Annotated in this window: 14 protein-coding genes; 7 read left to right on the plus strand and 7 right to left on the minus strand. The window is 67.9% G+C overall.

All coding sequences use genetic code 11. The annotated features are described in order from the left end of the window. Positions 1 to 8 precede the first annotated feature (8 nt). Positions 9 to 698, minus strand: coding sequence for an SDR family oxidoreductase (locus FMQ63_RS25490; RefSeq protein ID WP_011551411.1), 690 nt, complete (start codon positions 696 to 698; stop codon positions 9 to 11). A 79-nt stretch (positions 699 to 777) separates the two neighbouring features. Between FMQ63_RS25490 and hemG the strand changes: the two genes are divergently transcribed. The 5 genes from hemG (at position 778) to FMQ63_RS25515 (ending at position 11,858) form a co-directional block, all read left to right on the plus strand. Continuing rightward, positions 778 to 2,193, plus strand: coding sequence for a protoporphyrinogen oxidase (gene hemG, locus FMQ63_RS25495; RefSeq protein WP_011551410.1), 1,416 nt, complete (start codon positions 778 to 780; stop codon positions 2,191 to 2,193). Positions 2,194 to 2,465: 272 nt separating this feature from the next. Continuing rightward, positions 2,466 to 3,407, plus strand: a complete 942-nt coding sequence (locus FMQ63_RS25500; RefSeq protein WP_100248076.1) for a diiron oxygenase — start codon at positions 2,466 to 2,468, stop codon at positions 3,405 to 3,407. Between the two features lie 14 nt (positions 3,408 to 3,421). After that, positions 3,422 to 9,706: a non-ribosomal peptide synthetase gene (locus FMQ63_RS25505; RefSeq protein WP_020478223.1), complete on the plus strand. Its 6,285-nt coding sequence runs from the start codon at positions 3,422 to 3,424 to the stop codon at positions 9,704 to 9,706. Continuing rightward, on the plus strand, positions 9,703 to 10,734 hold the full coding sequence (locus tag FMQ63_RS25510; RefSeq protein WP_011551407.1) for a phosphotransferase enzyme family protein: 1,032 nt from the start codon (positions 9,703 to 9,705) through the stop codon (positions 10,732 to 10,734). Before FMQ63_RS25505 ends, FMQ63_RS25510 begins: the two co-directional genes overlap by 4 nt. Next, the gene (locus tag FMQ63_RS25515) at positions 10,731 to 11,858 is read left to right on the plus strand and encodes a phytanoyl-CoA dioxygenase family protein (RefSeq protein WP_020478224.1); all 1,128 of its coding nucleotides are present in this window, start codon (positions 10,731 to 10,733) and stop codon (positions 11,856 to 11,858) included. Before FMQ63_RS25510 ends, FMQ63_RS25515 begins: the two co-directional genes overlap by 4 nt. 30 nt (positions 11,859 to 11,888) lie before the next feature. Here the strand turns inward: FMQ63_RS25515 and FMQ63_RS25520 are convergent, their stop codons facing one another. The 6 genes from FMQ63_RS25520 to FMQ63_RS25545 form a co-directional block, all read right to left on the minus strand. After that, the gene (locus FMQ63_RS25520; RefSeq protein WP_216609223.1) at positions 11,889 to 13,421 is read right to left on the minus strand and encodes a carbamoyltransferase C-terminal domain-containing protein; all 1,533 of its coding nucleotides are present in this window, start codon (positions 13,419 to 13,421) and stop codon (positions 11,889 to 11,891) included. Further along, on the minus strand, positions 13,418 to 14,818 hold the full coding sequence (locus FMQ63_RS25525) for an MBL fold metallo-hydrolase (protein WP_011551404.1): 1,401 nt from the start codon (positions 14,816 to 14,818) through the stop codon (positions 13,418 to 13,420). Before FMQ63_RS25525 ends, FMQ63_RS25520 begins: the two co-directional genes overlap by 4 nt. Then, positions 14,815 to 17,106, minus strand: coding sequence for an ABC transporter ATP-binding protein (locus FMQ63_RS25530; RefSeq protein WP_225909776.1), 2,292 nt, complete (start codon positions 17,104 to 17,106; stop codon positions 14,815 to 14,817). Before FMQ63_RS25530 ends, FMQ63_RS25525 begins: the two co-directional genes overlap by 4 nt. A gap of 95 nt (positions 17,107 to 17,201) precedes the next feature. Then, positions 17,202 to 17,408, minus strand: a complete 207-nt coding sequence (locus FMQ63_RS25535; protein WP_020478227.1) for a hypothetical protein — start codon at positions 17,406 to 17,408, stop codon at positions 17,202 to 17,204. A gap of 96 nt (positions 17,409 to 17,504) precedes the next feature. Continuing rightward, positions 17,505 to 19,262 carry an NAD(P)/FAD-dependent oxidoreductase gene (locus FMQ63_RS25540; protein WP_225909775.1) on the minus strand — a complete coding sequence of 586 codons (1,758 nt, stop codon included), beginning with the start codon at positions 19,260 to 19,262 and terminating at the stop codon, positions 17,505 to 17,507. Positions 19,263 to 19,325: 63 nt separating this feature from the next. After that, on the minus strand, positions 19,326 to 20,591 hold the full coding sequence (locus FMQ63_RS25545; protein ID WP_011551401.1) for a LeuA family protein: 1,266 nt from the start codon (positions 20,589 to 20,591) through the stop codon (positions 19,326 to 19,328). 187 nt (positions 20,592 to 20,778) lie between these two features. On the opposite strand from FMQ63_RS25545, the gene FMQ63_RS25550 reads away from it, so the two are divergent. Together FMQ63_RS25550 and FMQ63_RS25555 are read left to right on the plus strand one after the other, a co-directional pair. Further along, a complete protein-coding gene (locus tag FMQ63_RS25550) occupies positions 20,779 to 21,849 on the plus strand; it encodes an isocitrate/isopropylmalate dehydrogenase family protein (protein ID WP_011551400.1) in 1,071 nt (356 codons plus the stop codon). An 87-nt stretch (positions 21,850 to 21,936) separates the two neighbouring features. Beyond that, complete coding sequence (locus FMQ63_RS25555) at positions 21,937 to 23,907, plus strand: aconitase family protein (RefSeq protein WP_011551399.1); 1,971 nt, start codon at positions 21,937 to 21,939, stop codon at positions 23,905 to 23,907. The last annotated feature ends 173 nt before the right edge of the window (positions 23,908 to 24,080 follow it).

Genomic DNA, 24,080 nt, shown 5'->3' on the forward strand with positions numbered 1-24,080 from the left:
GGGCACGGCTACCAGGGCACTTCGGTCCCCTGGTAGTCGAAGAACCGGCCGCTGTGCTCCGGGTTCAGCCCGTCGATGACCCGCAGCATGCCGCGCACCGAATCCGGCGCCGGCAGCGTGGCGTCCGGGCCGCCCATGTCCGTCTGCACCCAACCGGGGTGGAGCAGCACGGTGACGAAGCCCTCCGGGCGCAGGTCCGTGGACATGGAGCGCACGGCCATGTTCAGCGCGGCCTTCGACATGCGGTACGCATAGGCCCCGCCGTCGGTGTTCGCCGCCAACGAGCCCATCCGCGAGGTGACGTGCGCCACCCGCCGCAAGGCGCCTTGCCGCAAGCCCGGCAGCATCGCGCTGGTGACACGCAGCGGCCCCAGGGCGTTGATGGTGAACGTGCGCGCCATGTCCGCGTAGTCCACGTCACCCAACGCGCACCACAAGCCGGAGACACCGGCGTTGTTGATGAGCACGTCCACGGGACCGGTACACACGTTGGTGGCGAACGCGCGCACGCTGTCGTCGTCTCCCACGTCCAGCGCATGGATGCGCAGGCGGTTGCCCGCCTTCTGTTTCAACGGCTCCAGCCGCCGTGCTCCCTCTGGCGACCTGACCCCGGCTTCGACGGTATCGCCCCGCAGCAGGAGCTGCTGGACGAATTCGAAACCAATCCCCCTGCTCGCTCCGGTGATGACGTAGCGCATGCATGGCATTAACGCGCTGAATGCCTTCCGCTGGCAAAACACGCGTGTTGACGACCAGGGAGTGCACGCTGGTAACCGGATGCACCACATGCCGAGGACAACTGGAATGAATGTCGCCGTCGTGGGAGGTGGGATTTCGGGGTTGGCCGTCGCGCATCATTTGCGCTCGCGCGGTACGGATGCCGTGCTTCTGGAGTCCTCCGCCCGACTTGGCGGCGCGGTGGGCACGCATGCGCTCGCCGGCTACCTGGTGGAGCAGGGGCCCAACAGCTTCCTGGACCGCGAGCCCGCAACGCGGGCGCTCGCGGCGGCGCTGAATCTGGAGGGGCGAATTCGCGCCGCGGACCCGGCGGCGAAGCGTCGCTATGTCTACACGCGGGGCAGACTCCGGTCGGTACCGGCCTCGCCGCCCGCGTTTCTCGCATCGGACATTCTGCCGCTCGGCGCGCGGTTGCGCGTCGCTGGCGAACTGTTCTCCCGCCGCGCGCCGGAGGGTGTGGACGAATCGCTGGCCGCCTTCGGCCGCCGCCACCTGGGACACAGGGCGACGCAGGTGCTGCTCGACGCGGTGCAGACGGGCATCTACGCGGGCGACGTGGAGCAGCTCAGCGTCGCGGCCACCTTCCCCATGCTGGTGAAGATGGAGCGCGAGCACCGCAGCCTCATCCTGGGCGCCATCCGCGCGCAGAAGGCTCAGCGCCAGGCGGCGCTCCCCGCGGGAACGGCGCCGAAGTTGAGCGGCGCGCTGAGCACGTTCGACGGCGGATTGCAGGTGCTCATCGACGCGCTCGCCGCATCGTTGGGTGACGCGGCGCACGTGGGCGCGCGCGTGGAGGGGCTGGCGCGCGAGGACGGCGGTTGGAGGCTCATCATCGAGGAGCACGGACGCCGCGCGGAACTGTCCGTGGCCCAGGTGGTACTGGCGGCGCCCGCGCATGCCACCGCGAAATTGCTACGCCCACTGGATGACGCGCTCGCCGCCCTGGTGGCGGGTATCGCCTATGCGCCCATCGCGGTGGTGCACCTGGGCTTCGACGCGGGGACACTTCCGGCGCCGGATGGCTTTGGGTTCCTGGTGCCAGCGGAGGAGCAGCGGCGGATGCTGGGCGCCATCCACGCGTCCACCACCTTTCCCTTCCGGGCCGAGGGCGGACGCGTGCTCTATTCCTGCATGGTGGGGGGCGCGCGTCAGCCAGGGCTGGTGGAACAGGACGAGGATGCATTGGCGGCGCTGGCGCGCGAGGAACTGAAGGCGCTGGCAGGCGTGACGGCGCGCCCCTCCTTCACGCGGGTGTTCCGCTGGCCGCTTGGCATTCCCCAGTACAACCTGGGACACCTGGAGCGCGTGGCCGCTATCGACGCGGCGCTGCAACGCTTGCCCGGCCTGCACCTCATCGGGAATGCGTACAAGGGCGTGGGCCTCAACGACTGCATCCGCAACGCGGCGCAACTCGCGGACGCCCTGGTCGCGGGGAACACCTCCCACGCCCCGTAGGAGCGGGCCTCACCCCGCACGACAACCCGCGCACGCGGCGCCAGCACACATTCGTGGCGCCCTTGCTCCCACCGGCTGACCTGGCATGTCAGCCCAAAGCCTCTCCACACAAACCAACACGCCAACCACAAATCAATACCAACCTCCCACCACCTTGACCAGACACCGCCACAAGACAACTCCACACTGCCTTGAGAAGGCAAACACCACCCGCTAGGCTTCAGACGCGAAACGACAGCCCTCTGCAACTGAAAGCGGATGACGGTGCACTGGTGACTCAACCCCTCTCAGGAGACAGCTCCGCCGCGAGGCGATTCCTTACCCGGCTGGGACCCCATTGGGCACGGCAGGCCGCGGTCAAGAACAAGGAGCCCAGCCTGACGGAGTTGCTGGAGCCCGCGAAGCCTGACTTCGCCGAGCGCCTTCTCCCCTTTCGGGACCACCCTACCTACCAGGGCCTCGACGAGGCGATGAAACGAAGGGTCCTGAGCTGCGGCTGGCTCATCTACAACGAGCGGGTTGTCAGGGTGGAGCTGGACGTCGTCAATCCGGTCTGCAACGACGTGCTCCTGAGCAAGCTGCCAGGAGCCACGAGCCAGGCGGCTCGGGAGTCCATGGCCCAGGCGCTGGTGGACGAGGCCTACCATATCCTCCTCGTCGTACGTGCCTGCCGGCTCACGCGCGAGCAGCGCGGACTCGAAGACCTGCGTCTTCCCGTGGTTGGCGTGGTGCGGCGGATGCATGCGAGACAGGCCTCCTGCGCGGAAGCATGGCAACGGGACCTGGTCCAGTTGATGACGGGCGTGGCCACGGAGATGTGCATCAGCCGCTATCTCTCGCTGCTGTCCACTGCCTCGGAAATCCAGGCATTCAACCGCGTCACCACGGCGCTCCACCAACAGGATGAAGCCTCACACGTCGACCTGTTCGGGACCCTGGCACGTGACGTGTTCAATGCCCTGGAGCCCGTGCAGCAAGAGTTCGTGCGTGAAATCCTTCCCTTGCCATGGCTCTGGTTCAGCGAAGGAGAAGCGGATGTCTGGCGTTCGGTGCTGCTGCAACTCGGCATCCCCCGCGCGGATGTGATGATGGACGACTGCATCGCCAACAAGCTCCTGAGCGCCAATGAACGGGCGATGACGGATGCCCAGAAGTTCTCGGAGGCGCTGGGCATCGACAACATCCATTGGGACCGCGCCGCCGCGTTGCTCTGAGCTTCGTTCGCGCCATGCCCCATTCCATCGCCAGCACCGTCCCGGAGGCAGGTCCACCGCTGGACGTCGTCGAACTCTTCGTCCGGCAGGCATCACGCACCCCACATCGGGTCGCGATATCGACGGGAACCGTCCAGCTCACCTATCAAGAGCTCGAGCGGCGCGCGCGGTCCCTGCACGCGCGGCTCGGGTTGCTCGGGGCAGTCCCCCAGACGCCGGTGGGCGTCTTCGCCGAGCGCACTCCCGAGGCGCTGGTAGCGGCGCTCGCCGTGCTCATGGCCGGCTGCGTCTACGTCCCCATCGATCCGGCATACCCCACCGAGCGCATCGACTACATGCTCCAGGACAGTGGCGCGCCGCTCGTTCTCGGGCCCCACACGCACCGCGACACCAGGAACCTCGCCGCGCGATTCCTCGCACTCGACGAGGAGAACGCGCCCCCCACCTCACTTCCAGAAGCCCGCCAGGCGCCACCCCATCCTGAGTCACTCGCCTACATCATCTACACGTCGGGCTCCACGGGACTCCCCAAGGGGGTGATGGTCGAGCACGGCGGGTTGCTCAACCTCGTCCTGGACCACGTCGCAGCGTTCGATGTCGTCCCCGAGGACCGGGTCCTGCTCGTCACGTCGCCGTCCTTCGACGCGTCGATGTTCCAGCTGTTCATCACCTGGGCGACAGGCGCCACCCTGCTCCTCCCCCCGGAGCACGTTGTCGCAGACCCCGATGCGATGGTCGGCTGGCTCAACGAACACCGGGCCACGCTCCTGTCCATGCCTCCCGCGTATTTGCATGCACTGGGCCGGCGGCCCATTCCTTCGGTGCGCCTGGTCAACACCGGAGGTGACGCCCCCATCGAGGAGGATGCCCTCCACTACGCACGGACGTGTCGCTATGTCAGTACGTACGGGCCCACCGAGACGACCATCTGCTCGGCCTATCACGAGGTCCACGCAGACGCGTCATTCCCAGAAGGCATCCCCCTGGGGCGTCCTGTCCGAAACGCCTCGATGTTCGTCCTCGATGAGGCGGGAGGCATCTGCCCACCGGGCCAGCTCGGAGAGCTCTGCATCGCCGGCCAGGGCGTCTCACGTGGCTATCACGCCCGCCCCGAGCTCACGGCGCAGAAGTTCGTTCCCCACCCGTACCACCCCGGCGCGCGGGCATACCGCACGGGCGACCTCGGCTATCAGCGGTCAGACGGCGTCTTCTTCTTCCGTGGGCGCGTGGACCGGCAGGTCAAGATTCGGGGTTATCGAGTGGAGCCCGAGGAGGTCGAGTCGCGGCTCCAGGCGCTCGAAGGCGTCGAGCGTGCCGTGGTGCTGCCCGTGGGCGCCAATGCCAGCTCGCGGAGGCTCGTCGCCCATGTGGTGGGACGTCCAGGGTTGGAGCCCGTGGCGCTCCGGCGCATGCTGGCTCGTGAGACGCCGGCGTACATGCTCCCCAGCCGGATTCACGTGCTGGATGCGTTTCCCCGGACGCCCAACGGAAAGATTGACCTTGCACGCCTGCAAGTGCTCGAGCCCCGAAGGTCCGCCTCCCATGGCGAGCCACGAACACCCGAGGAGGAACACCTGTGCGCGCTGCTCGAGGAAATCCTCGGGGTCAGCGTGGAGGCCGACCAGGGCTTCTTCGAGGTGGGCGGCGACAGCCTGAGCGCGGCCCGGTTCATCGTCGAGGCACGCGCGCGGCACCGCTACATGCTGCCGATACAGGCCTTGCTGCAAGGGGCCACGCTTCGAGCGCTCGCGCGAGCGCTGGTCACTGCGCCACAGGCACCCGCTCCGGAGGTGGCACGACTGCCAGAGGCGCCTGGATATCCCGCCTCGGACGCGCAGCGCCGGCTGTGGCTGGTGCACGAGGTAAATGGTGGCTCGGCGGCCTACAACCTCGTCCATGCGTGGTGGGTGGACGGAGAACTGGACGTCGCCCTGCTCCGCCGCGCCCTCGATCGGCTCATCCAGCGGCACGAAGCCCTGAGGACACGCTTCGACCTCAGGGACGGCGTACTGGTGCAATGCATCGAGCAGGAAGCTCGCGTCGACTGGCTGGAGCCCCAGGGGACGCCGGCCCCGGAGCTGTTCCTGGAGGCAGAGGCCGCCCACGCATTCTCTCTTCGCACAGGTCCGTTGGTCCGGGCCGCGGTCCTGGCCGTGGCCCCCCAAAGATGGCTCTTCACCCTCAACATCCACCACATCGTCTGTGATGGCTGGTCGATGGGTGTCATCACCCGGGAACTGGAGCACACGTATCGGGCACTGCGCGGCGGCGCCTCGCCTCCCGTCGTCCCGCTCCCCCTCCAGCTCCGCGACTTCACCGCGTGGCAGCGGCAACGCGTGGAGGGCCCCGCTGGACGCGATGCCGCGCACTACTGGCGCGCCCGACTGGCGGAGGAAGGGGGCTCGCCCCCGCTGGACCTGCCGCTGGACCGGCCCCGGCCCGCGCGCCCCACGCAGGCAGGGCGCGTACACCAGGTGCGCGTGCCCCCCGAGCAACTGCGCGCCCTGGAGAACCTGGCCCAGCGCACCCGGACGACCTTGTTCGTGGCGCTCACCGCCCTGGTCAAGCTGCTGCTGTACCGGGAGACACGGCAGAGTGACATCTCCCTCGGGGCCCCGCTGGCCGAGCGAGACCACCTGGACCTGGCGGAGCAGGTCGGGTTCTACGTCAACACCATCGTCCTGAGGACCCGGCTCGACGGACGGGAATCCTTCGTTCAACTCCTCGAGCGCGTCCGGCAGGGCAGCACCATGGCGCAGCACCATGGCCTCCTCCCCTTCGACCGGGTGGTCGAGGCGTCCGGGTTGCCTCGTGAGCCATCCCGCTCCCCCCTCTTTGACGTGATGATTGCGCTCCAGCAGGAGGAGCATCGCGCCCTGCGCCTGGCGGGGACCACCTGCACCCGCGTGGAGATTCCCCACCACACGAGCAAGTTCGACCTCAGCTTCGACTTCGTCCGGACCGGCGAAGCGCTGGTCATGGAGCTCGAATACGCCACGGATCTATTCGACGCGGACCGCATCGAGCGACTCGCGCAGCGCCAGCTCCAGCTCCTGGGCGAGGTCCTCTGCAAACCGGATGCACCCCTGGACGCGCTGCAGCCCCTGCCTCCGGCGGAGCAGACCTTCATCCTCGAGATGTTCGGGGGGCGCCGCCTTCCCACGCCCGCTCCCGACGGCCTGCTCGCCGGCTTCCGTCACGCCGTCGCGAAGGACGGAGGCCGCCCCGCGTTGCTCTGCGGCTCCAGGCGGCTCACCTACACGCAGGTCGCGGACGAGGCGCACAGGCTCGCGGAGGAGCTCGGCGCCCGGCTCGCGAAGGCCGGCTGGCCCGAGCGGCCCGTCGCGGTGATGCTGGAGCGCTCGGAAGCCTTCTTCGTCGTTGTCCTGGGCATCCTCGAGCTGGGCCAGGCATACCTTCCCATCGACCCCGGACTCCCGCCGGACCGAATCCGACTGCTCCTGCGTGACAGCAGCTGCGCGGTGTTCGTCACGCGAGCCTCGCTGCTCGCCGGCCCTTGCCCCGAAGGCATCGAGCTCGTCGACCTGGATACGCAGGGCCCCGTCGCGCCACCCGGGCGGCGAGAGGAGCGGCCTCCGCGAGGAGCCAGTCCGCTGGCCTATTGCATCTACACCTCGGGCTCCACGGGGCAGCCCAAGGCCGTCGGTGTGACGCGGGACAACTTGAGCAACGCCGTGGCGGTGTGGCGCCAGGACTACGGGCTCGTTCGCCCTGTCGTCCTGCAGTTGGCGAACTTCGCCTTCGACGTGTCGGTGGGGGACCTCGGACGCTCCCTGCTCATCGGCGGCACGCTGGTCATCGCCACGGACGAGGAACGCGTGAGTCCCGAGCGCATCCTGTCGCTCATCGAACGCCACCGGGTGACGTTCCTCGAGACAACCCCCGTGGTGGCGAATGCCATCCGGGTGCACCTCGAAGTCATGGACCAGCCGCCCCCTCCGCTGGACCTTCTGGTGGTGGGCTCGGACACCTGGCGGATGGGAGACCTGCGCGCCCTGCGCCGTCGCCTCCACGCCAGCACGCGGCTGGTCAACAGCTACGGGACGACAGAGACCACGATTGACAGCAGCTTCTTCGAGCTCGACGCCACGGCTTCGGGAAGCCCCATGAGCGACGACGCCATGGCCCCCATCGGACGCCCGATGACGCACGTGGAGTTCCTCGTCGTCGACCCCGCGGGCCGGATGCTGGGCATCGGGACACCGGGCGAGCTGTGCATCGCGGGGCCGTCGGTGTCCCTGGGGTACCTCGGCCGGCCGGACCTCACGGCGGAACGCTTCGTCCCGCACCCGCGCCACCCAGGTGAGCGCATGTACAGGACAGGAGACCTGGGCGTCCTCCGGGGAGACGGCAACGTCGCCCTGCTCGGACGCGCGGACCAGCAAGTCAAGGTCCGGGGCTACCGGGTCGAGCTGGGAGAGATAGAGCGCGTGCTCCTCCAGCACCCGGACGTCCACGCGGGGGTCGTCCTGTTGCTGGGCAGCGGAGCCCAAGCCACCCTGGTGGGCTGCGTCATCGGCGTGCCCGAAGAGGCGCTGGCGGGACTCGAGTCCTGGCTGGCGGCACGGTTGCCACACTACATGGTGCCCACGCAGTGGCTGGCGCAGGAGTCCTTCCCGGCCAGCGCCAATGGCAAGGTGGACCGGCGCGCGCTCCAGGCGGCTGCTGCGCATGCGCGGCGCGCGCGTCAGGCGCAGGTGATGCCGAGCACTCCGCTTCAGCAGGTCCTGCTCGAAGGCTGGCGCGAAGTCCTGCCGCAAGTGCGGAGCCTGAGTGTCACGGACTCCTTCTTCAGCCTGGGGGGCGACTCCATCCAGGCCATCCAGCTCGTGCTGGCGCTCCGCCGCCGCGGACTGGAGCTCAGCGCCGCGGAGCTGTTCCGCCACCCCACCATCGAGAGCTGCGGCGCCTACCTCGAGACCAGGCAAGGCCAGCCGGCGCGGGCGCTCGACCTGGCGGCGTCCGAGGTCGACGCGGTGGTGCGCCAGCGGCTGCTGCGCCCGGGAGACCAGGAACTCTACCCGGCCACGGCGGTGCAGGTCCTCATGCTCGAGGCCCATGCGCACCACCGCCCCGTGGACGCCGTCTACCTCGGTTACACCGTCTGGGAGTTCGAAGACGAACGGCTGGAGCTGGCCATCCTGCGCGAGGCCCTGCTGCGCCAGCTCTCGCGCCACGGCGCGCTCCGCACGACCTTCACGCGCGACACCGATGGCCGGTGGTACCAGCGGGTCCGGCCCGTAGCGGCGGTGGAGCTCGCGGAGCTCGACCTGTCGGACCGGCCTCGCTCCGCCCAGGACGCCGACCTCGACGAGCGCGCCCAGAGGGAGCTGGCGCGGGACATTCTCGCCGACGTCGATGCTCCCGCCTGCCGGATTCTCCTGGTGAGACGCGGACCAGGGGCTTGCGCGCTGCTCATGACGACGCACCACGCCGTGGATGACGGCTGGGGATTGACGGCCTTCGAGAATGCCCTGCTCCAGGACTACGCGGCGCTGCGCCGCGGCGTGGCGCTTCCCGTCCCGCCACCGCTTCCAACGGGACGCCAGCTCGTCGCGCTGGAGGCAGAGCGGCTGCGCGACGAGCGCGCACGCGCGTATTGGGCAGACATCCTCCAGCGGCTGCCACCTCCGCCCTACGCCACCCGCGCTCCCGTCCCTCCGTCCCGCTCCCGCTTCGAGGGCTTCTCGCTCACCGTCCCCCCAGCCACGCAAGCGCGGGCGGCGCAGAGGGCGCAAGACGCGGGAAGCTCCCTCAAGGCGCTCTACCTGTCCGCGCTGCTCCACGCACTCGCCGAGGAGGCGCGCACCGACACGTCGAGCGCCTGGGTGGTGATGAACGGACGCTCGGAACGCCTCGATGCCGCGTTGGACGCGGTAGGCCTCTTCTGGAGCCTCGTCCCCGTCATCGGAAGCAACGTGGGCACTCCGCGGACACGCCTCAAGGCGATGGATGAACAGCTCCGTCAAGCGGAGCTGCACGGCGCATGGTTCTTCCCGGACCTCTTTGGGGACTGCCTGGGCGCGGGCTTCCCCGTCTGCTTCAACTTCACGCACTTCTGGAACGAACAGCCCTCCCCTGAGGGGGTCCGCGTGGCCGCGCGGCACATGCACAACGTGTGGCACTTCCCTTTGACTGTCACGCTCTCGCTGAACTCCACATCCGGCACCGCGACGCTCCACGTCATGCATGACGCCACGTCGCTGTCCCGGCCCCATATCGACGCGCTCCTGGAGCGGGTGCTCCAGGCTCTCGCCGACCGGGAGTCCTCGCCATGAAGGTGATACGCGCCCTCCTCTCCTCGGATGCCGTCACGGCCCACATCCGGCAGGCCTATTCCCTGGCGGAACCCATCCAGGCGCAGCTCCTGGCCACCGGGGACAATGACTCCTATTTGATTGAGTCTGCCGGCTGGCGCGGGGTGTGCCGTGTCTACTCACTCCGGCTCCAACCGGGCTTCAGCCACGATGAGCGCCGGTGCGAGCTGGCCTGGCTCCTCCACCTCGCCGAGCGAGGCGTCCGCGTGTCCACGCCCGTGCCACGGCGGGATGGCGCGCTGCTCGGCAGGCTCGACGCCCCGGAGGGAATGCGAGACCTCGCCCTGTTCACCTGGGCGGAGGGAGAAAGCGCCGCGTTCTCCAACCTGGAGGGGATGGAGCGCTTCGGACAGCGGCTCGCCGAGCTGCACCTGGCCTCGATGCGCTTTCAGACGCGCCTCCCCCGCATGGCCATTGACCGGAAGCGGCTGGTGGACACGCCCCTGGAGCGAATCACGGGCCTCCTCCAGGAGCTCCGGCTGGAACCGGAGCTGGCGCGGCTGCAGGCGCTCGCCGAGCCCATCCGGCGCCGGCTGGATTCCTTCCCATCCGATGAGGCGAGCCACGGCTTCATCCATGGAGACTGCAACGGTGAGAACCACCACCTCACCCCAGACGGGCAGGTGGTGTTCTTCGACATGGACCTGAGCGGCCCGGGTTGGTTTGCCTACGACCCGGCGGTGTTGCTGTGGACGATGCGCCGGGCCGGCGTCCCCGCGCCCGACATCGTGGAGAGTGGAGCCCGGTGTATCGCGGGCTACCAGCGGGTCCGCCCCCTTGCGTCCTGGGAGTTGGAGGCCCTGGATGACCTGGTGCTGGCGCGCCACTTCTGGGTCATGGGCGAGCACATCGTCGACATCCCCAGCCTGGGCGCTCTCAGGGTCGGCCCCAGCTACTGGCGGCTGGCCATCACCCGAATCCTCGAATGGCAACAAACGCCCCTCGTCCCCTTGATTCGCGAGCGGCTCTCGCGGGAAGGCGCTCCATGAACGACCCAGTGAATACCGAAGCGACAGCGCACCAGACCGAAGCGTTCCGAAGGGAGGGCTACGTCGTCATCGAGCAGGCATTGAGCGACGACTTCCTTGACGTGCTGCGCGCTGACTTCGAGCAGGCGTTGCACGCGAAGGTCGCACGCTTCGACCTGAAGCCCGCGCCCCGGGATGCGCGCTGCGAGGCGAACGACGGCGTTCTGAATGACTTCCAGCCCGACGGCGGCAACCACGACTTCAACCGCTGGAACATGCACCTGCCATCCCGGCGCCCGTACTTCGAGGCCATGCTGGTTGACAACCCTCGAATCACCGGCGTCATCGACCAACTGCTGGGACCGGACTGGGTCTACTACATCATCGCGTCCGACACGCCCTTTCCGAACGCGGGCTTCCAGACGGCCCATCAGGACTACACGCGCTTCAGCATCGCCATCAACATCCCGCTCGTCGACGTCACGCCCGACAACGGGCCGATGGAGGTCTGGCCCGGAACGCACCAGCCACCGTCGGAGGGACGGCTCGCGCCGTTCACCACCGGGGCACACCGCATCGACGAGCCCACGCTGAAGTCGCTTGTCCGGCGGATTCCGTCACGCAAGCTGGTGATGCGCCGCGGCGCCGTGCTGATTCGCGACCACCGCATGGTCCACCGAGGCACACCGAACCTGGCGGACGCGCCCCGGTACATGCTCTCGCTGTACTGCATCGCCGCGGAGCAGGTACCCTACCGGCTCCTGTCCGACGCCGGCGCCACGCTGGCGCTGAGCCTGCGCCGGATGGGGCGGGGAAGCGGCGCCGCCGTCCGGCATCGCCGCCTCTTCGACCTGGGCGCCGTCCTGGGGCGCGTGGTCGAGGAGTGCAGCCTGAGCGACCGGGACTACCGCCGCACCTTCTCCGCGGAGCTCTGGGCCAGCCTGGGTCCACGCGCCCGTCACCACCTCCGGTTCGCGCGGGTCCAGGGCGAGGACCGGGTCCGTGGCCAGGGCGACCTGAAGGGGAGCGGGGCATTCCTCAAGCGCTACGCCCAGTCCATTTCCGAGGCCCTCCAGCGACCCGACGGGCGCCCGCGGCTCCCTGACCACTACGCGGAAGGACGGCCTGGAACGGACGCACCTTGAGGCCCATGCCTCTCCGCCCGTGGGCACACCTCAGCCCTGGCGGACAAGCACCTCGTTCCCCATGAAGAGCGCGTCCATGTCGACGGCGGCGAAGAAGTCCCGGCACTGCGCCCGGGTCGCGAAGATGGGGCTGCCGCCTGCGTTGAGCGACGTGTTCAGGAGCATCGGCAGGCCCGTGTGCTGCTGGAACCGCTCCACCAGCCGCCGGGCGGAGGTCGGCGCATCTCGCCCCACCGTCTGGACCCGGCAGGTGCCGTCCTGGTGGACGATGGCGGGAATCTCCCGCTGGCGCTCAGGGCGCGTGGGCACCGAACGAAGCATGTAGCGGCTCTCCTCCGCCAGGTCGAACCACTCGGGCGTCCGCTCCAGCAGCACGGTGGCGCCGTAGGGCCGCCACGTCTCACGGTGCTTGACGCGGAAGTTGAGCCGGTCCTTTCCATCATGCTGCCGCGGGTCCATGAAGATGGAGCGGTTGCCCAGCGCGCGCGGTCCCACCTCGCCCCGCCCCTGGAACCAGCCCACAATCTTCCCCTGGGCCAGCAACTCCACCGCCTGCGCGATGGTGCTCTCCGTGGGAGCGTCCTCGCAGTCGTCCTCCTGCCAGTAGGGAAAGCCCTCGGTGGAGAAGCGCGGCAGTCCGAGCTGGATGCGGAGCAGCTCCAGGCACCCCAGCGACAGCCCCCCGTCATACCCATGGGGAGGAACGACCAGCCGGGGATAGCGGAGGAACAGCTCCTGGTTGATGACGACGTTCTGCGCACAGCCCCCCGCGTACGCAATGGCCATGTCCGGGCGCGCGAAGCGCGCGAAGTGCGCCTGCGTGTGAGCCGCCAGCAACGCGTGGACGGTCGACAGCCAGTCCCGGAAGCTCGGGTTGTCGAACTGGAAGAAGTCCGGGGTTTCGATGGGGACCCTGCCGCGCCAGGGGACCTTGTCGGTGAAGTCATACAGGCGCTCTCCAAGCGCCTCGACGTCGACCGAACGAACGAAGTCCTGGTCCACCTCGCCATACGCCTGCGCGCCCATGACCTTCCCGGCCAGGTCGCTCTCGTTTCCCGGGGTGGCGCTCAACTTCATCAGCTCCCCGATGCGCTCGAGGAGCCGCCCGAAGGAGCGCGTGGCGTTGTGGTGGACGAGCTCCGGGTTCCGCGCTCCCGGGCGGGCGATGACCGTCTTGCGTGCCTCGTTGTCTCCCCGGCCGTCAATGGCGAAGCCCAGCTCCAGTTCAGCCGTGTCGGCCACGGGCCAGGTGCTCAAGATGTGCGCGTAATGATGGTCCACGCAGTACGTGGGGGCGCTCCCCAGCTCCGCCACGGGGGAGACCTTCTTCCAGAGTTCGCCCAGCTTGCACGCGCCGAGCCCATTGCGGTCCCCATCCGAGAAGGCAATCCCATCCAACCGGGTGACGCCCCAGCGCTCGCACATCTCCCGGACGAACGAGAGCGCCGAGCGATGGTGCTTGATGCCCGTGAGCCGCTCGGACTTCGCATAGCGGACCCGGCCATCCACCGAGAGGGCAACGTTGCTGTCGTGAAGACCAATATAGACGCCAAGTAGGTTCATCGTGCCGTAGCCCCTGTCGGGAAAACCCCACATCGCTGGAGCAGCGCGCGCGGAGCACGCGCCGAGGAAAGCGGCCTGACACCGGCCCAGCGGGCCACCTCGGCCTCGATGACGCTCGCCTGGGCCTGGCCTGAGGGAAACCGCAGACGCAGCGGATCCGAGAGAGGCGCCTGCGGCTCGAACGTCAAGAACCGGCGGTAGAAGCCACCCATGATGGCGTAGTCCCACGTCCGCGTCCCCGAGGCGATGCCGTGGAGCACCGAGGCCGTCACCAGGGAATGGACCGTGGCCAGCGAGCTGGCGCCCCGCGCCATCCGCGGAGGGCTCGCCGTGAAGTCGATACACCAGGACAGCCGCTCGTCCGGGAACACGACCTCGAGCTGCTGGACGACGCCATGTTGCTGGTGAAGGCGCCAGCACGTCGCGTCGGCTTCCTCCAGGAAGCGTGGCAACTCGACGTCCATCACTCGCTCCACGGAGGCGCGGATGGCCGCCGCTTCATCCGGTGCGCAGGGCCCATCCACCAGGCGCCCATCGAAGTCCACCGGACGGTAGTCCAGGGACACGCGGGCCTCCGGGAGCCGCCGCACGAAGGAGGCGCCTCCCGCGTCGAGGCGAAACCCTGCCGCTCCGAACTCCAGCACGTCCCCCGGGTCCATGGGGAACACCGCACAGTCCCCCCGGGCCCGCTTCACGTCCACGCAGAAGCGCGCGCGGGACACGGGGAACACCACCTGGTTCAGCCACGAGGAGATGCCACAGTAGCGAAACCCATTGGCGCCCGGAACGACTGCCCGCGGCTCGAGCGCCGCCACGTGCCCGAGCAGCTCGGCATAGCGCTGGACTGGAAACGCGACCGGCCTGTTCCACTGGAAGTCCACCTCCAGCATCGGCTGCCAGGAGGCCAGAAACACGTCGAGCGTCGGAGCGACCTGCCGGACCGCCGCCACGGCCGACGCATCCAGCACGGTATCCACGGCGTTGAAGCAGGTGCCCGTCTCGTCCTGAATCACCAGGCCGAACTCACGCACCGGCGCCCGCGACGGGGTCGTCACGAAGCGCGTGCCCCCCACGAAGAACTCCGTGAGCGGAGCCAGCGCATGGACCTCCTCGAAGCCGAGCGCCCGCAACGACTTCTCGAGCAACGGGTCCTGGGGAACGACGACCTGAACCTGGCGGGGCAGGTGCGCGAGGCTCCGGATGTCGAAGTGGTCGAGATGCCGATGCGAGATGACCAGCACATCGAGAGGAGGGAGCCGTGCGTGCAGCACCTCCCGGGCGGGATGGACGTGGAACAGTCCTTCCTGGTGAGGATCCCACAGGACAGGGTCCATCAGGACGCGGCAGTCCGCCGTCTCGATGAGGAGCGATGCGTGCCCGATGAGCGTCAGCCTCATGAAGGCAGCCCTCCGCGCCCAGGAAAGGCGTCCGGCGGGAGCTCCTTCTGGTTGACCTGGAGGTCCCAGTACCGCGCGTAACGGCCTCCTCGTCCAAGGAGCTCCTCGTGCGAGCCCGACTCGGCAATCCGTCCGCGTTCGAGCACGTGGATTCGGTGCGCGTCCCGGACCGCCGACAGGCGGTGGGCGACGACGATGACGGTGCGACCCGCCAGGACCTCGGACCAGGCGCGCAACAGTTGGGCCTCCGTCACGGCGTCCAGCGAGGAGGTCACCTCGTCAAGGATGAGGATGGGCCTGCGCAGCAGCAGGGCGCGGGCAATGCCGATGCGCTGGCGCTGCCCACCCGAGAGCTTCTGACCCAGCTCGCCGGTGTGCGACGCATAGCCCTGGGGTAGCTGCATGATGAATTCATGCGCCCCCGCCCTCTGAGCGGCCTCCTGGATGGCCTCGAGCCCCACGTCCGGCATGCCGAAGGCGATGTTGTCCCGGATGCTGCCATTGAAGAGGAAGATGTCCTGCCCGACATAGGCGATGGCCCGCCGGACGTCGCCTCGCCGCAGCCCCGCGATGTCCTGCTCATCCAGCAGGATGTGGCCCGCGTCCGCATCATGGAAGCGCAGCAGGAGCTTGGCGAGCGTGCTCTTGCCCGAACCCGTCTCCCCGACGAAGGCGGTCATCTTCCCCGCCGGGATATCCACCGAGAACCCGTCGAGCACCGGCAGGCCCGGGTGATACCCGAAGCGAACGTCCTCCACGCGGATGGCGCCACGAACGGCGCCCGCGTCCAGCGCGGCACCCTCGTCCCGGCGCTCGCGGGGCAGCTCAAAGGCCTTGAACACACGGCTGAGCGAGGCCAGCGTCGACAAGATGTGCGGAAAGTCGCGGGCCACGCTGAGCATCGGCAGGGACAAGGAGGTGCTCAGGATGACCAGCGAGACATAGGTGCCCGGCGTGAGATGCCCCCTGGACGCATGGAACCCCGCCGCCAGCGCGGTCACCATGCGGAGCGTGTTCGCCGCGGCGAGCACCACCGGGTTGTATGAGGAATGAATTTGGGTCGCCGCGTCCTGCTCCCCCCGGAAGCCCACGCTCGCCTCATCCACCCATCGGGCCGCCATCCGCTCGGCGCCGAAGGCGCGGATGGTGGGAATCCCATCGATGTTGTTGTTGAGCACGCCCTGAAGCACGCCGGCCTGCTGCCGCAGCGCGGCGTACCGGGGGCGGATGCGCTTCTCCAGCGACTGCGCCAGGAGCAGCAGGGCGGGCATCGGCACTGCGGCCAGGCCCGCGAACCCGGGGCTGACCAGGAAGAAGCCCACCGTGCTGCACGTGGCATAGGCGACCTCGTTCCAGACGCCCCACGTCGAGGAGAAGAGCAACTCGATTCGGTTGAGATCCTCGTTGAGCAGGGTCAGGTAGTTCCCGCGGCTGGTGTCGGCGAACGCCTTCAATTCAAGGCTCTGGACATGCTCGTACAGACGCAGCCGCAGGTCATGGGTGATGCGGTGCGCGGCGCGCATCCAGAGGATTCGGGAGACGTACTCGAAGAACGAGCAGCCGGCGATCAGCGCCACCAACCCCGCCGCGACCTTCCCCAGTCCGAGCCGCCCGATGGGCAATCGCCGCCCGAACAACATCACCCGGTGCGGAGAGAGCAACGAATCCGTGAGCACCCCTACCAGTGCCACGTAGCCCACCTGCATCGCCCTGCTGACCACCGTGGCGGCCATGGCGAGCAACAACATGCGGTGATAGGGCCGCGAGGCCTTCAGCAACTCTCGGAGCGCATGGTCACGTTGAGTCCGGGTCTCGTCCTCGACGTCGTCGTCCGCCGCGTGGATGACCGCGGCGCTGGTACCGAGCAACGCGCCAATCCCTCCCCACACGGACCAGCGGGGAAAGATGCGCATCGCCGACCCGACCACGGAGTGCACGACATACCCACTGGCGCTCACCGCGAGCGCCACGACCAGGACACGGATGCGTGGGGGCGCGTTGCGCGTGGACTCCAGCGCACGCGAGTCCGTGTCCGGAGCGATATCCTCCAGCGCCTCGCGAATGGCCGCGTCAACGAGGTCGGCGATGTGCTCGGCGCGCAGGCCCGCTGCGTGCTCGACTCGCACGCGCCCCGTCCAGGAGTTGGCTTGCGCGGAAAGAATGTCACAGCGCTGGCGCAGGTAGAGCTGCGCCTTCCGCGCCAACGCGCGATTCCGGTGGAGAACGGGCGTGTCCCATAGGCTCCATTCCGGAGCAATGACATAGGCCGAGGTGACGTAGTTGCGCACGAGCCGGTCCAACCCCTGTCAAGATGGAGCAAGGAAGGCGCGTCCCTGCGAAAGCCTCACAGGGACAGCGTCCACACGACCTCGCACAGTCCTGACTAGCCGGAGGACTTCGCGCCCCCTGCCTGCGAGACCGCGCCTGCCGACTCCACCTCCTGCTTCTGCGTCCTCTCCAGCTCCTGCTGAGCATCCTCAATGCTCTTCACGGCGGAGACCAATGCCTTGCGAGCGGCGTTCTGGATGTAGGGACGCGACACGAGCGCCGCGACACCACCGGCGACGAAAAGAACCAGCGGACCCATCATAACCTCACTTTCACGCGAATCAGCAAAAACCACGAACCTGACAACCCATCCTGTCCAGCAAGACCACACAACAAACACACCACGACAAACCACTGCTCACGGGATGACTCTCATCATCCCCTTGAGCAGAAGTTGATCCAGCAGCCCCCGTTCGGAGAGCGAGCACCCGGCGAGCAGGGGCCCATAGGCATGCGGTTGCGACAAGCGCTCCAGCAGCGCCGAGTTCGGACGATTCCAGAGGATGCGGACGGTATCCTGATGGTCCCCGTCCTCGAAGTAGAAGCGAAGGCACGGGCTGGGGCGTCCGAAGCGTGGGGCGACCTCGTGCGCGTGCCGCTCCGGCGACTCCCAGTAGGGGCCGTGGTCGAATGCCTGGGGCCGAGCGTCCAGCTTGTCCTCGGCGGAGTCAGCGATGGGGTGCTCCAACGTGACGCTCTGGCGGAACTTCACATTGGGCATCAACTGCACGAGCGCGTCATCCGCGGGCCGCAGGCGCTGCAACTGAGCGAAACTCGTCCGCCAGGCGCCCGTCTCGCTCAGCGCCTCTACCGCATCGTTCCCCTGGCTGATGACATGCAACAGGTCCTCATCCAGAGAACCATTGACCAGGTAATGGAAGGTTGCGTTCCGGACCTCGAACGTCGCCCGCTCGCTGCGCTCACGCCAGTAGACGCTGCCGGGGTGGGCCAGGGAAATCTCGTTGTACCACTGGTCGATGGCGAGCGAGAACACCTGCGCCTGTTTGCGCAGCATCTGGTCATAGTCATGCCAGAGGTCCTCACGATGCTGCTCGGGCATGGCCTCGTCGAAGGCAGCCCGCACGAGCACCGCCGCCGCGGCCGTGTGGTGCAGGGCGAAGTGGACGCCCGTGGAGAACAACGGGTCCACAAAGAAGGCAGCGTCGCCCACGCGAATCTCACGATTCTCCCAGGAGCACATCTGGTGGCTGATTCGCGAGTAGTTGGCCGTTGTCCTGAACTCATCGTAGATGAGCTCGGCGTCCGCCACGAGGTCGCAAAGGAAGGGCACCTTCCGGGCGGTCTCCATGAACACGGAGGGGGACATGTAATCGCGCTTGCTCTTCAGGCCCCGGGGGTCGGTGACCAACCCGAGCGAGTGGACGACCTCCCTCCTGCCGTCCACCTCGAGCGGGATGGGGATGTACCAGAACCACCCGTCCTCGAACGCGAAGCTTCCTATCGGCGATACGCCGGACTCGCGGAAGATGTTCCAGTCCCCCGGGAGCGACTGCGCGGGCTTGCCCTTGCGGATGTAGCTCCAGATAGCGATGTTGCGGTAGGACGACAGGAATTCGCGCGGCCCCCCAAGGGATGTCACCGAGTAGCGGCCCGAGGCATTGACGAACACCTTGCAGCGGGCACTGCCCTTCTCCCCCAGGTCGACCTCCGTGAAGCCGTCGCGGCGGTAGACCTGCTTGACGGGCGTCCCCTCGAAGACCTCCGCCCCGTTCTCCTCCGCATGACGCAAGAGGATGTCGTCGAGCTCCGCCCGGTTGGCATGGAATGCCCAGCGGCGGTACCCATCCCGTTCGTAGGCTTTGTGTTCGAAGAAGGTGGACCAGGGGCGCACCGCGTCCCATGAGTAGTACCCACCGCCCTTCTTGATCCAACAGTCGCTGGACAGCACGCGCCCGAGCGCCCCGCTCTCCTGCAGTGAGGAAACCGCGGAGGGGACAAAGGACTCTCCGATGTGCTCACGAGGAAATCGCTCAGATTCGAAGATGGCCACCGAGAGGCCGGGGTCCTTCCGCAGACGCGCGGCGAGCGTGGCTCCCGCGGGTCCTCCGCCCATGACAATCACATCATACAGCTTGCCTTCCCAGGCTCCGCTCATGAGCAACTCCATGCACCGAACACATCCATTGGATTGAAGAGGGCGCACCGGAAACAAGAGCGCTCACGCACAGGAGCGCCCCTGACCACCGTGCGCCTGCACGATTGACCACACTTCTTCTTCCGTCAGTGTCGACGCCGCGGACTTGGCCCTCCGGAGGATCTCCTCGCAGAGCTGCTCATTCTCTTGCAGGCCACGCACCATCAGCCAATACCTGACGCCGCTCATCCCGCTCATCGGCCCGAGTTCGAGCTGCTGGCGCCGGCCAAACTCACCAGCGGGAACGGATGAATAGATGTGGTCGGCAAGCCAATCATCCCCCCGCTCGAGCGCCTTGATGATGGCGGCCGAATGAACGCCCGTGGCAGTGCGAAACGCATCCTCCCCCACCAGCGGATAGTTCCGCGGAATCGGAACCCGGCAGACCTGGGCAAGCGTGAGGACGTAGTCCACGAGCCGCGTGAGGTCCTGGTCAATCCACCCCAGGAGCTTGAGATTGAGCAGCAGCAACTCCACGGGGGCATTGCCCGTGCGCTCGCCGATTCCCAGCCCACAACCATGGACTCGCGTCGCTCCCGCCTCCAGGGCCACGAGCGCGTTGATCAACGCCAACCCTCGGTCGTTGTGACCATGCCACTCGACCTTCACCGGACTGCCGAGCCGCTCCACCAGGTCCCGTGTCCACCGCACCAGGGCGCGGGTTCCGGCTGGCGTCGCATGCCCCACGGTGTCGCAGAGCACCAGCCGGGAAGCGCCATGCTCCACCGCGGCGCGGAAGAGGAGCTCGAGCGTCTCCGGCGTGGAGCGGGTGGTGTCCTCGGTGATGAACGCGACCTCCAGCCCCTGACGCACGGCGAAGTCGATGGCCGCCGTCGAGGAACGCAGAATGAAGTCCAGGTCCCATGCCTCAGCGCACTGGCGTAGGGGGGACGAGCCAATGAACGTATGCACCACGATGGGCTGCCCCGCCCGCTGCACCGCCTCGACAATGGGGACGATGTCGCTGTGCAGCGTCCGCGCCGCACAGTTGGGCTCGAGCCGCAGCGCCTCCTCCCGGATGTGGCGCGCCAGCGTCACGACCTCCTCGAGCGCCCACGGCCCCGCCGCGGGCATACCGAGGCTCACCGCGCTCACCCCGATGTGTTGCATCAACTCGAGCAGGCCGCGCTTCTCTTCCACCGTGGGGCTGGTGACGGCCGTCGCCTGCATCCCATCCCGGAGCGTCTCATCGTTGATCTCGACTGGGAATGCAGGGCTCGGGGCGGCCCCCCTTCCATTCCAGTCGTGGATGAACTCGGAATGAGAAACAGTCCTGGCCGGGTCGCGCATGGAAATGCCTTGCCCTCAGCGGTTTCGAATGACCTGCGGGTTCGCGGCAACAAATCCTGGCACCAAGAAAAGACCACCCCCAACCGGAAGACCAGAACCCAATAGACTCACATCGCGACGACATACACATGTCAGACAACTTCACACCTTGCCGCGCCCTCGGGATTCCCGGATTCTCTCTGTCAACATGGCAAGAATTGCGGTCATCCCTGGTGATGGCATTGGAATCGAAGTAACCCGAGAGGTCATGCGCATCCTGCAAGTGCTCGACGCGGAAATGCGGCTCGGGCTCTCACTGGAGGCGTTTGACTTTGGCGCGGAGCGCTTCCTGAGGACAGGGGTGGGGCTGCCCCCGGGCCAGATGGATGTCTTCCGCACCGAGTTCGATGCCATCCTCCTGGGCGCGATGGGGGACCCGCGCGTGCCAGACAATGCGCATGCGAGGGAAATCCTGCTGGGCCTGCGCTTCGGGCTCGACCTCTACGTCAATTTCCGGCCCTGCTCTCCGCTGGCGGAGCGCCTCTCCCCGCTCAAGGGCAAGGGACCGCAAGAGATTGACATGACAATCTTCCGCGAGAACACGGAGGGCATCTACGGCGCCATCGGCGGGAGCTTCAAGCGGGGCACACTCGACGAGGTCGCCATTGCCGAGGAAATCCATACCCGCAAGGGGGTGGAGCGAATCATCCGCGCCGCGTTCAAGTGGGCCAGCGCCCATGGCAAGCGGCACGTAGCGCTGGGGGACAAGTCCAATGCCATTGCCGCCCACGGCCTCTGGCTGCGGACCTTTCGTGAGGTCGCCGCCGAATACCCGCAGATTGAGGCGCGGCACTACTACGTGGATGCCTTGGCGCTCCAGATGGTGACACGGCCGGAGTCCCTCCAGGTCATCGTGACGACCAATCTCTTCGGCGACATTCTGACGGACCTGGGCGCGGCCCTGAGCGGTGGGCTTGGCGTTGCGCCCTCCGCCAACCTCAATCCGGACTCCACGCCGCTCTTCGAACCCGTGCATGGCTCGGCACCCGAGCTCACCGGCAAGGGGCTGGCCAACCCCGCGGCCATGGTGCTGAGCGCGGCCCTGATGCTCGAGCACCTCGGTCAGGCTGGGGCCGCCCGGCGTCTGAGCACGGCCGTTCAGCAGACGGTGGCGGAGGGCCAGTGCACGCGCGACGTGGGGGGAACGCTCTCCACGACGGAGGCGGCCGACGCCATCCTGGACCGGATGCTCCAGGGACTCCGGCGGACCCGCACGTAGGGGCGGATTGCCCTGCCGCGTGAGGCTGGTGAGCGGAACGCCATCCTCTTGAGGGGACGCCAGCGCGTCCCAAGAAAGGCGCTGCACATGAACACCCGACCCATGACCCTGACGCAGAAAATCCTGGCCCACCATGCCCGGCGCCTCGATCGCCCCTGGGTCCAGGCGGGAGACGTCCTGCAGCTCCGGGTGGACTGGACGATGGCGAGCGAGCTGGCCTGGAACGGCATGGACCGCACCTACCAGGCCCTGGGACGCCCGGAGCTCCACGACCGGGAGCGCGTCTTCCTCGCCGTGGACCACACGGTGGACGCAGTGACCCTTGCCAAGGACGTGCGCGTCCAGCGGCTGGTACAGCGCTCGCGTGACTTCGCCCGCGAACGGAGGCTGCGCCACTTCTACGATGCCAACGAGACCATCCTTCACACGAAGTTCTATCGAGAGCTGGTCCAGCCAGGACAGTTGGTGCTGGGAGCCGATTCACACACCACCTCCCATGGAGGGATGGGCGCCTTCGCCATCGGACTGGGTGGAGCGGACATCGTTGCCGCGATGGTACTCGGGGAGACATGGCTCGAGGTTCCCGAGGCCATCACCGTGGAGTACCAGGGCACGCCTGCCTTTGGCATCGGCGGCAAGGACATCATCCTGAAGACCTTGGGGCTCCTTGGAAGGAACACCGCCGCGCTGGAGCGGACGGTGGAGTACCGCGGAGAAGCCGCGCGCGGCTTCACCACGGACATGCGCTTCACCATCGCGAACATGACGGCGGAGCTCGGCGGGCTGAATGGCATCTTCGAGCCCGACGCGAGGGTCACCGAGTGGCTCGCCATGCGCCCGTCGAACAAGGACGAGGCCCTGTACTTCCGCGCCGATGAGGATGCGCCCTACGTACAGCGCTTCAGCATCGCGCTGGAGAAGCTCGGGCCGCAGCTCGCCCGGCCCTACGCTCCGGACAACGTGCTGGAGGTCCAGGACGCGGTAGGGATGGCGGTGGACGGCTGCTTCATCGGTGCGTGCACCACCACCGAGGAGGAGCTCGTGCTGGCGGCGCTCCTGTTGGAGCAGGCGCTCCGAGGCAAGGCGGCGCGCCCCGCCTCACCCAAGCGGCTCGTGGTGCCCGGGGACCTCGCCATCCACGAACGAATGCGGCAAGCCGGCCTGTGGCGGCACTACGAGCAGGCGGGCTTCCGAATCGGCCCGCCAGGCTGCTCCATGTGTCTGGGCGTGGCCTCAGAAAAGGCCCTTCCCGGCGAGGTGTGGCTCACATCACAGAACCGCAACTACGAGAACCGGATGGGGCCCGGATCACACGCTTGGCTCGCCTCGGCGGCCACTGTAGCGGCCTCCTCCCTGGAGATGCGCGTGGAGGACCCCCGCGCCGCGCTGAAGAGGATCGACCCGTCCGTCCTCGAGCGAATCCTCGCCCGCAAGCCAGCGGGCCGCCCCATCGAGTTCCCGTCCTCCGAGCCACGACTGCCCATGACGCCCCAGCCACATGACGGCGGCACGCGCGCGGGCACGGCCTCCGGAGGACGCATCGCTGGACGCATTCAGCGCTTCGGGAACCATGTCGACACGGACGCCATCATCCCGGGCGAGTTCTGCCACCTTGATGAGCCCTCGGAGCTGGCTCGCCATGCATTCAGGTATGTCCGCCCCGAGTTTCTGGAACGCGTGCAGCAGGGGCGGACGCTCATCGTCGCAGGGGAGGGCTGGGGCACGGGCAGCTCCCGAGAGCAGGCCGTCTGGGCGCTGGCCGGGGCCGGCATCAAGGCCGTCATCGCCAGCAGCTATGCCTTCATCCACCGGCGCAACCTGGTGAACGAGGCGCTGCCCCACCTCGTCGTGACGAGCCCTGCGTTCCACGCCCTGGTCCAGGAAGACGAGGAGCTCGTCGTCGACCTGGAGACGGGCCTGGTGGAGCATGTGGCGAGCGGCCAACGGTTCCAGGCCGAGCGGCCCAGCCCCATCGCCCGCGCGCTCATGCAAGAGGGCGGACTCGTTCCCGCCATCCGGCGCCTCGGCGCCCGGGCGCTCCACCTCGGAGCCCCCTGACCCGGCGCCGTCGTCCTCGGCGGGGCGCGCCGGGCAAGACCGCGCCTGGAAACAGCGCCCGAAACCGCTCGTTGTCAGGGAACGACCACTCAGGCCGAAGGTCCCAGCAAAGGCCAGGAAGCCACGTCAGACTGGCAGTGCATGCTTCACGGAGTCAGGAGCCCCCCGCCATG

Origin of the sequence: Myxococcus sp. CA005 (assembly GCF_006518205.1) — a bacterium.
Taxonomy (GTDB): Bacteria; Myxococcota; Myxococcia; order Myxococcales; family Myxococcaceae; genus Myxococcus; species Myxococcus xanthus.

Coding starts and splice junctions, on each gene's coding strand:
- FMQ63_RS25490 (WP_011551411.1), bottom strand. CDS start 698: ATGCGCTACGTCATCACCGGAGCGAGCAGGGGGATTGGTTTCGAATTC.
- hemG (WP_011551410.1), top strand. CDS start 778: ATGCACCACATGCCGAGGACAACTGGAATGAATGTCGCCGTCGTGGGA.
- FMQ63_RS25505 (WP_020478223.1), top strand. CDS start 3,422: ATGCCCCATTCCATCGCCAGCACCGTCCCGGAGGCAGGTCCACCGCTG.
- FMQ63_RS25510 (WP_011551407.1), top strand. CDS start 9,703: ATGAAGGTGATACGCGCCCTCCTCTCCTCGGATGCCGTCACGGCCCAC.
- FMQ63_RS25515 (WP_020478224.1), top strand. CDS start 10,731: ATGAACGACCCAGTGAATACCGAAGCGACAGCGCACCAGACCGAAGCG.
- FMQ63_RS25520 (WP_216609223.1), bottom strand. CDS start 13,421: ATGAACCTACTTGGCGTCTATATTGGTCTTCACGACAGCAACGTTGCC.
- FMQ63_RS25525 (WP_011551404.1), bottom strand. CDS start 14,818: ATGAGGCTGACGCTCATCGGGCACGCATCGCTCCTCATCGAGACGGCG.
- FMQ63_RS25535 (WP_020478227.1), bottom strand. CDS start 17,408: ATGATGGGTCCGCTGGTTCTTTTCGTCGCCGGTGGTGTCGCGGCGCTC.
- FMQ63_RS25540 (WP_225909775.1), bottom strand. CDS start 19,262: ATGAGCGGAGCCTGGGAAGGCAAGCTGTATGATGTGATTGTCATGGGC.
- FMQ63_RS25545 (WP_011551401.1), bottom strand. CDS start 20,591: ATGCGCGACCCGGCCAGGACTGTTTCTCATTCCGAGTTCATCCACGAC.
- FMQ63_RS25550 (WP_011551400.1), top strand. CDS start 20,779: ATGGCAAGAATTGCGGTCATCCCTGGTGATGGCATTGGAATCGAAGTA.
- FMQ63_RS25555 (WP_011551399.1), top strand. CDS start 21,937: ATGAACACCCGACCCATGACCCTGACGCAGAAAATCCTGGCCCACCAT.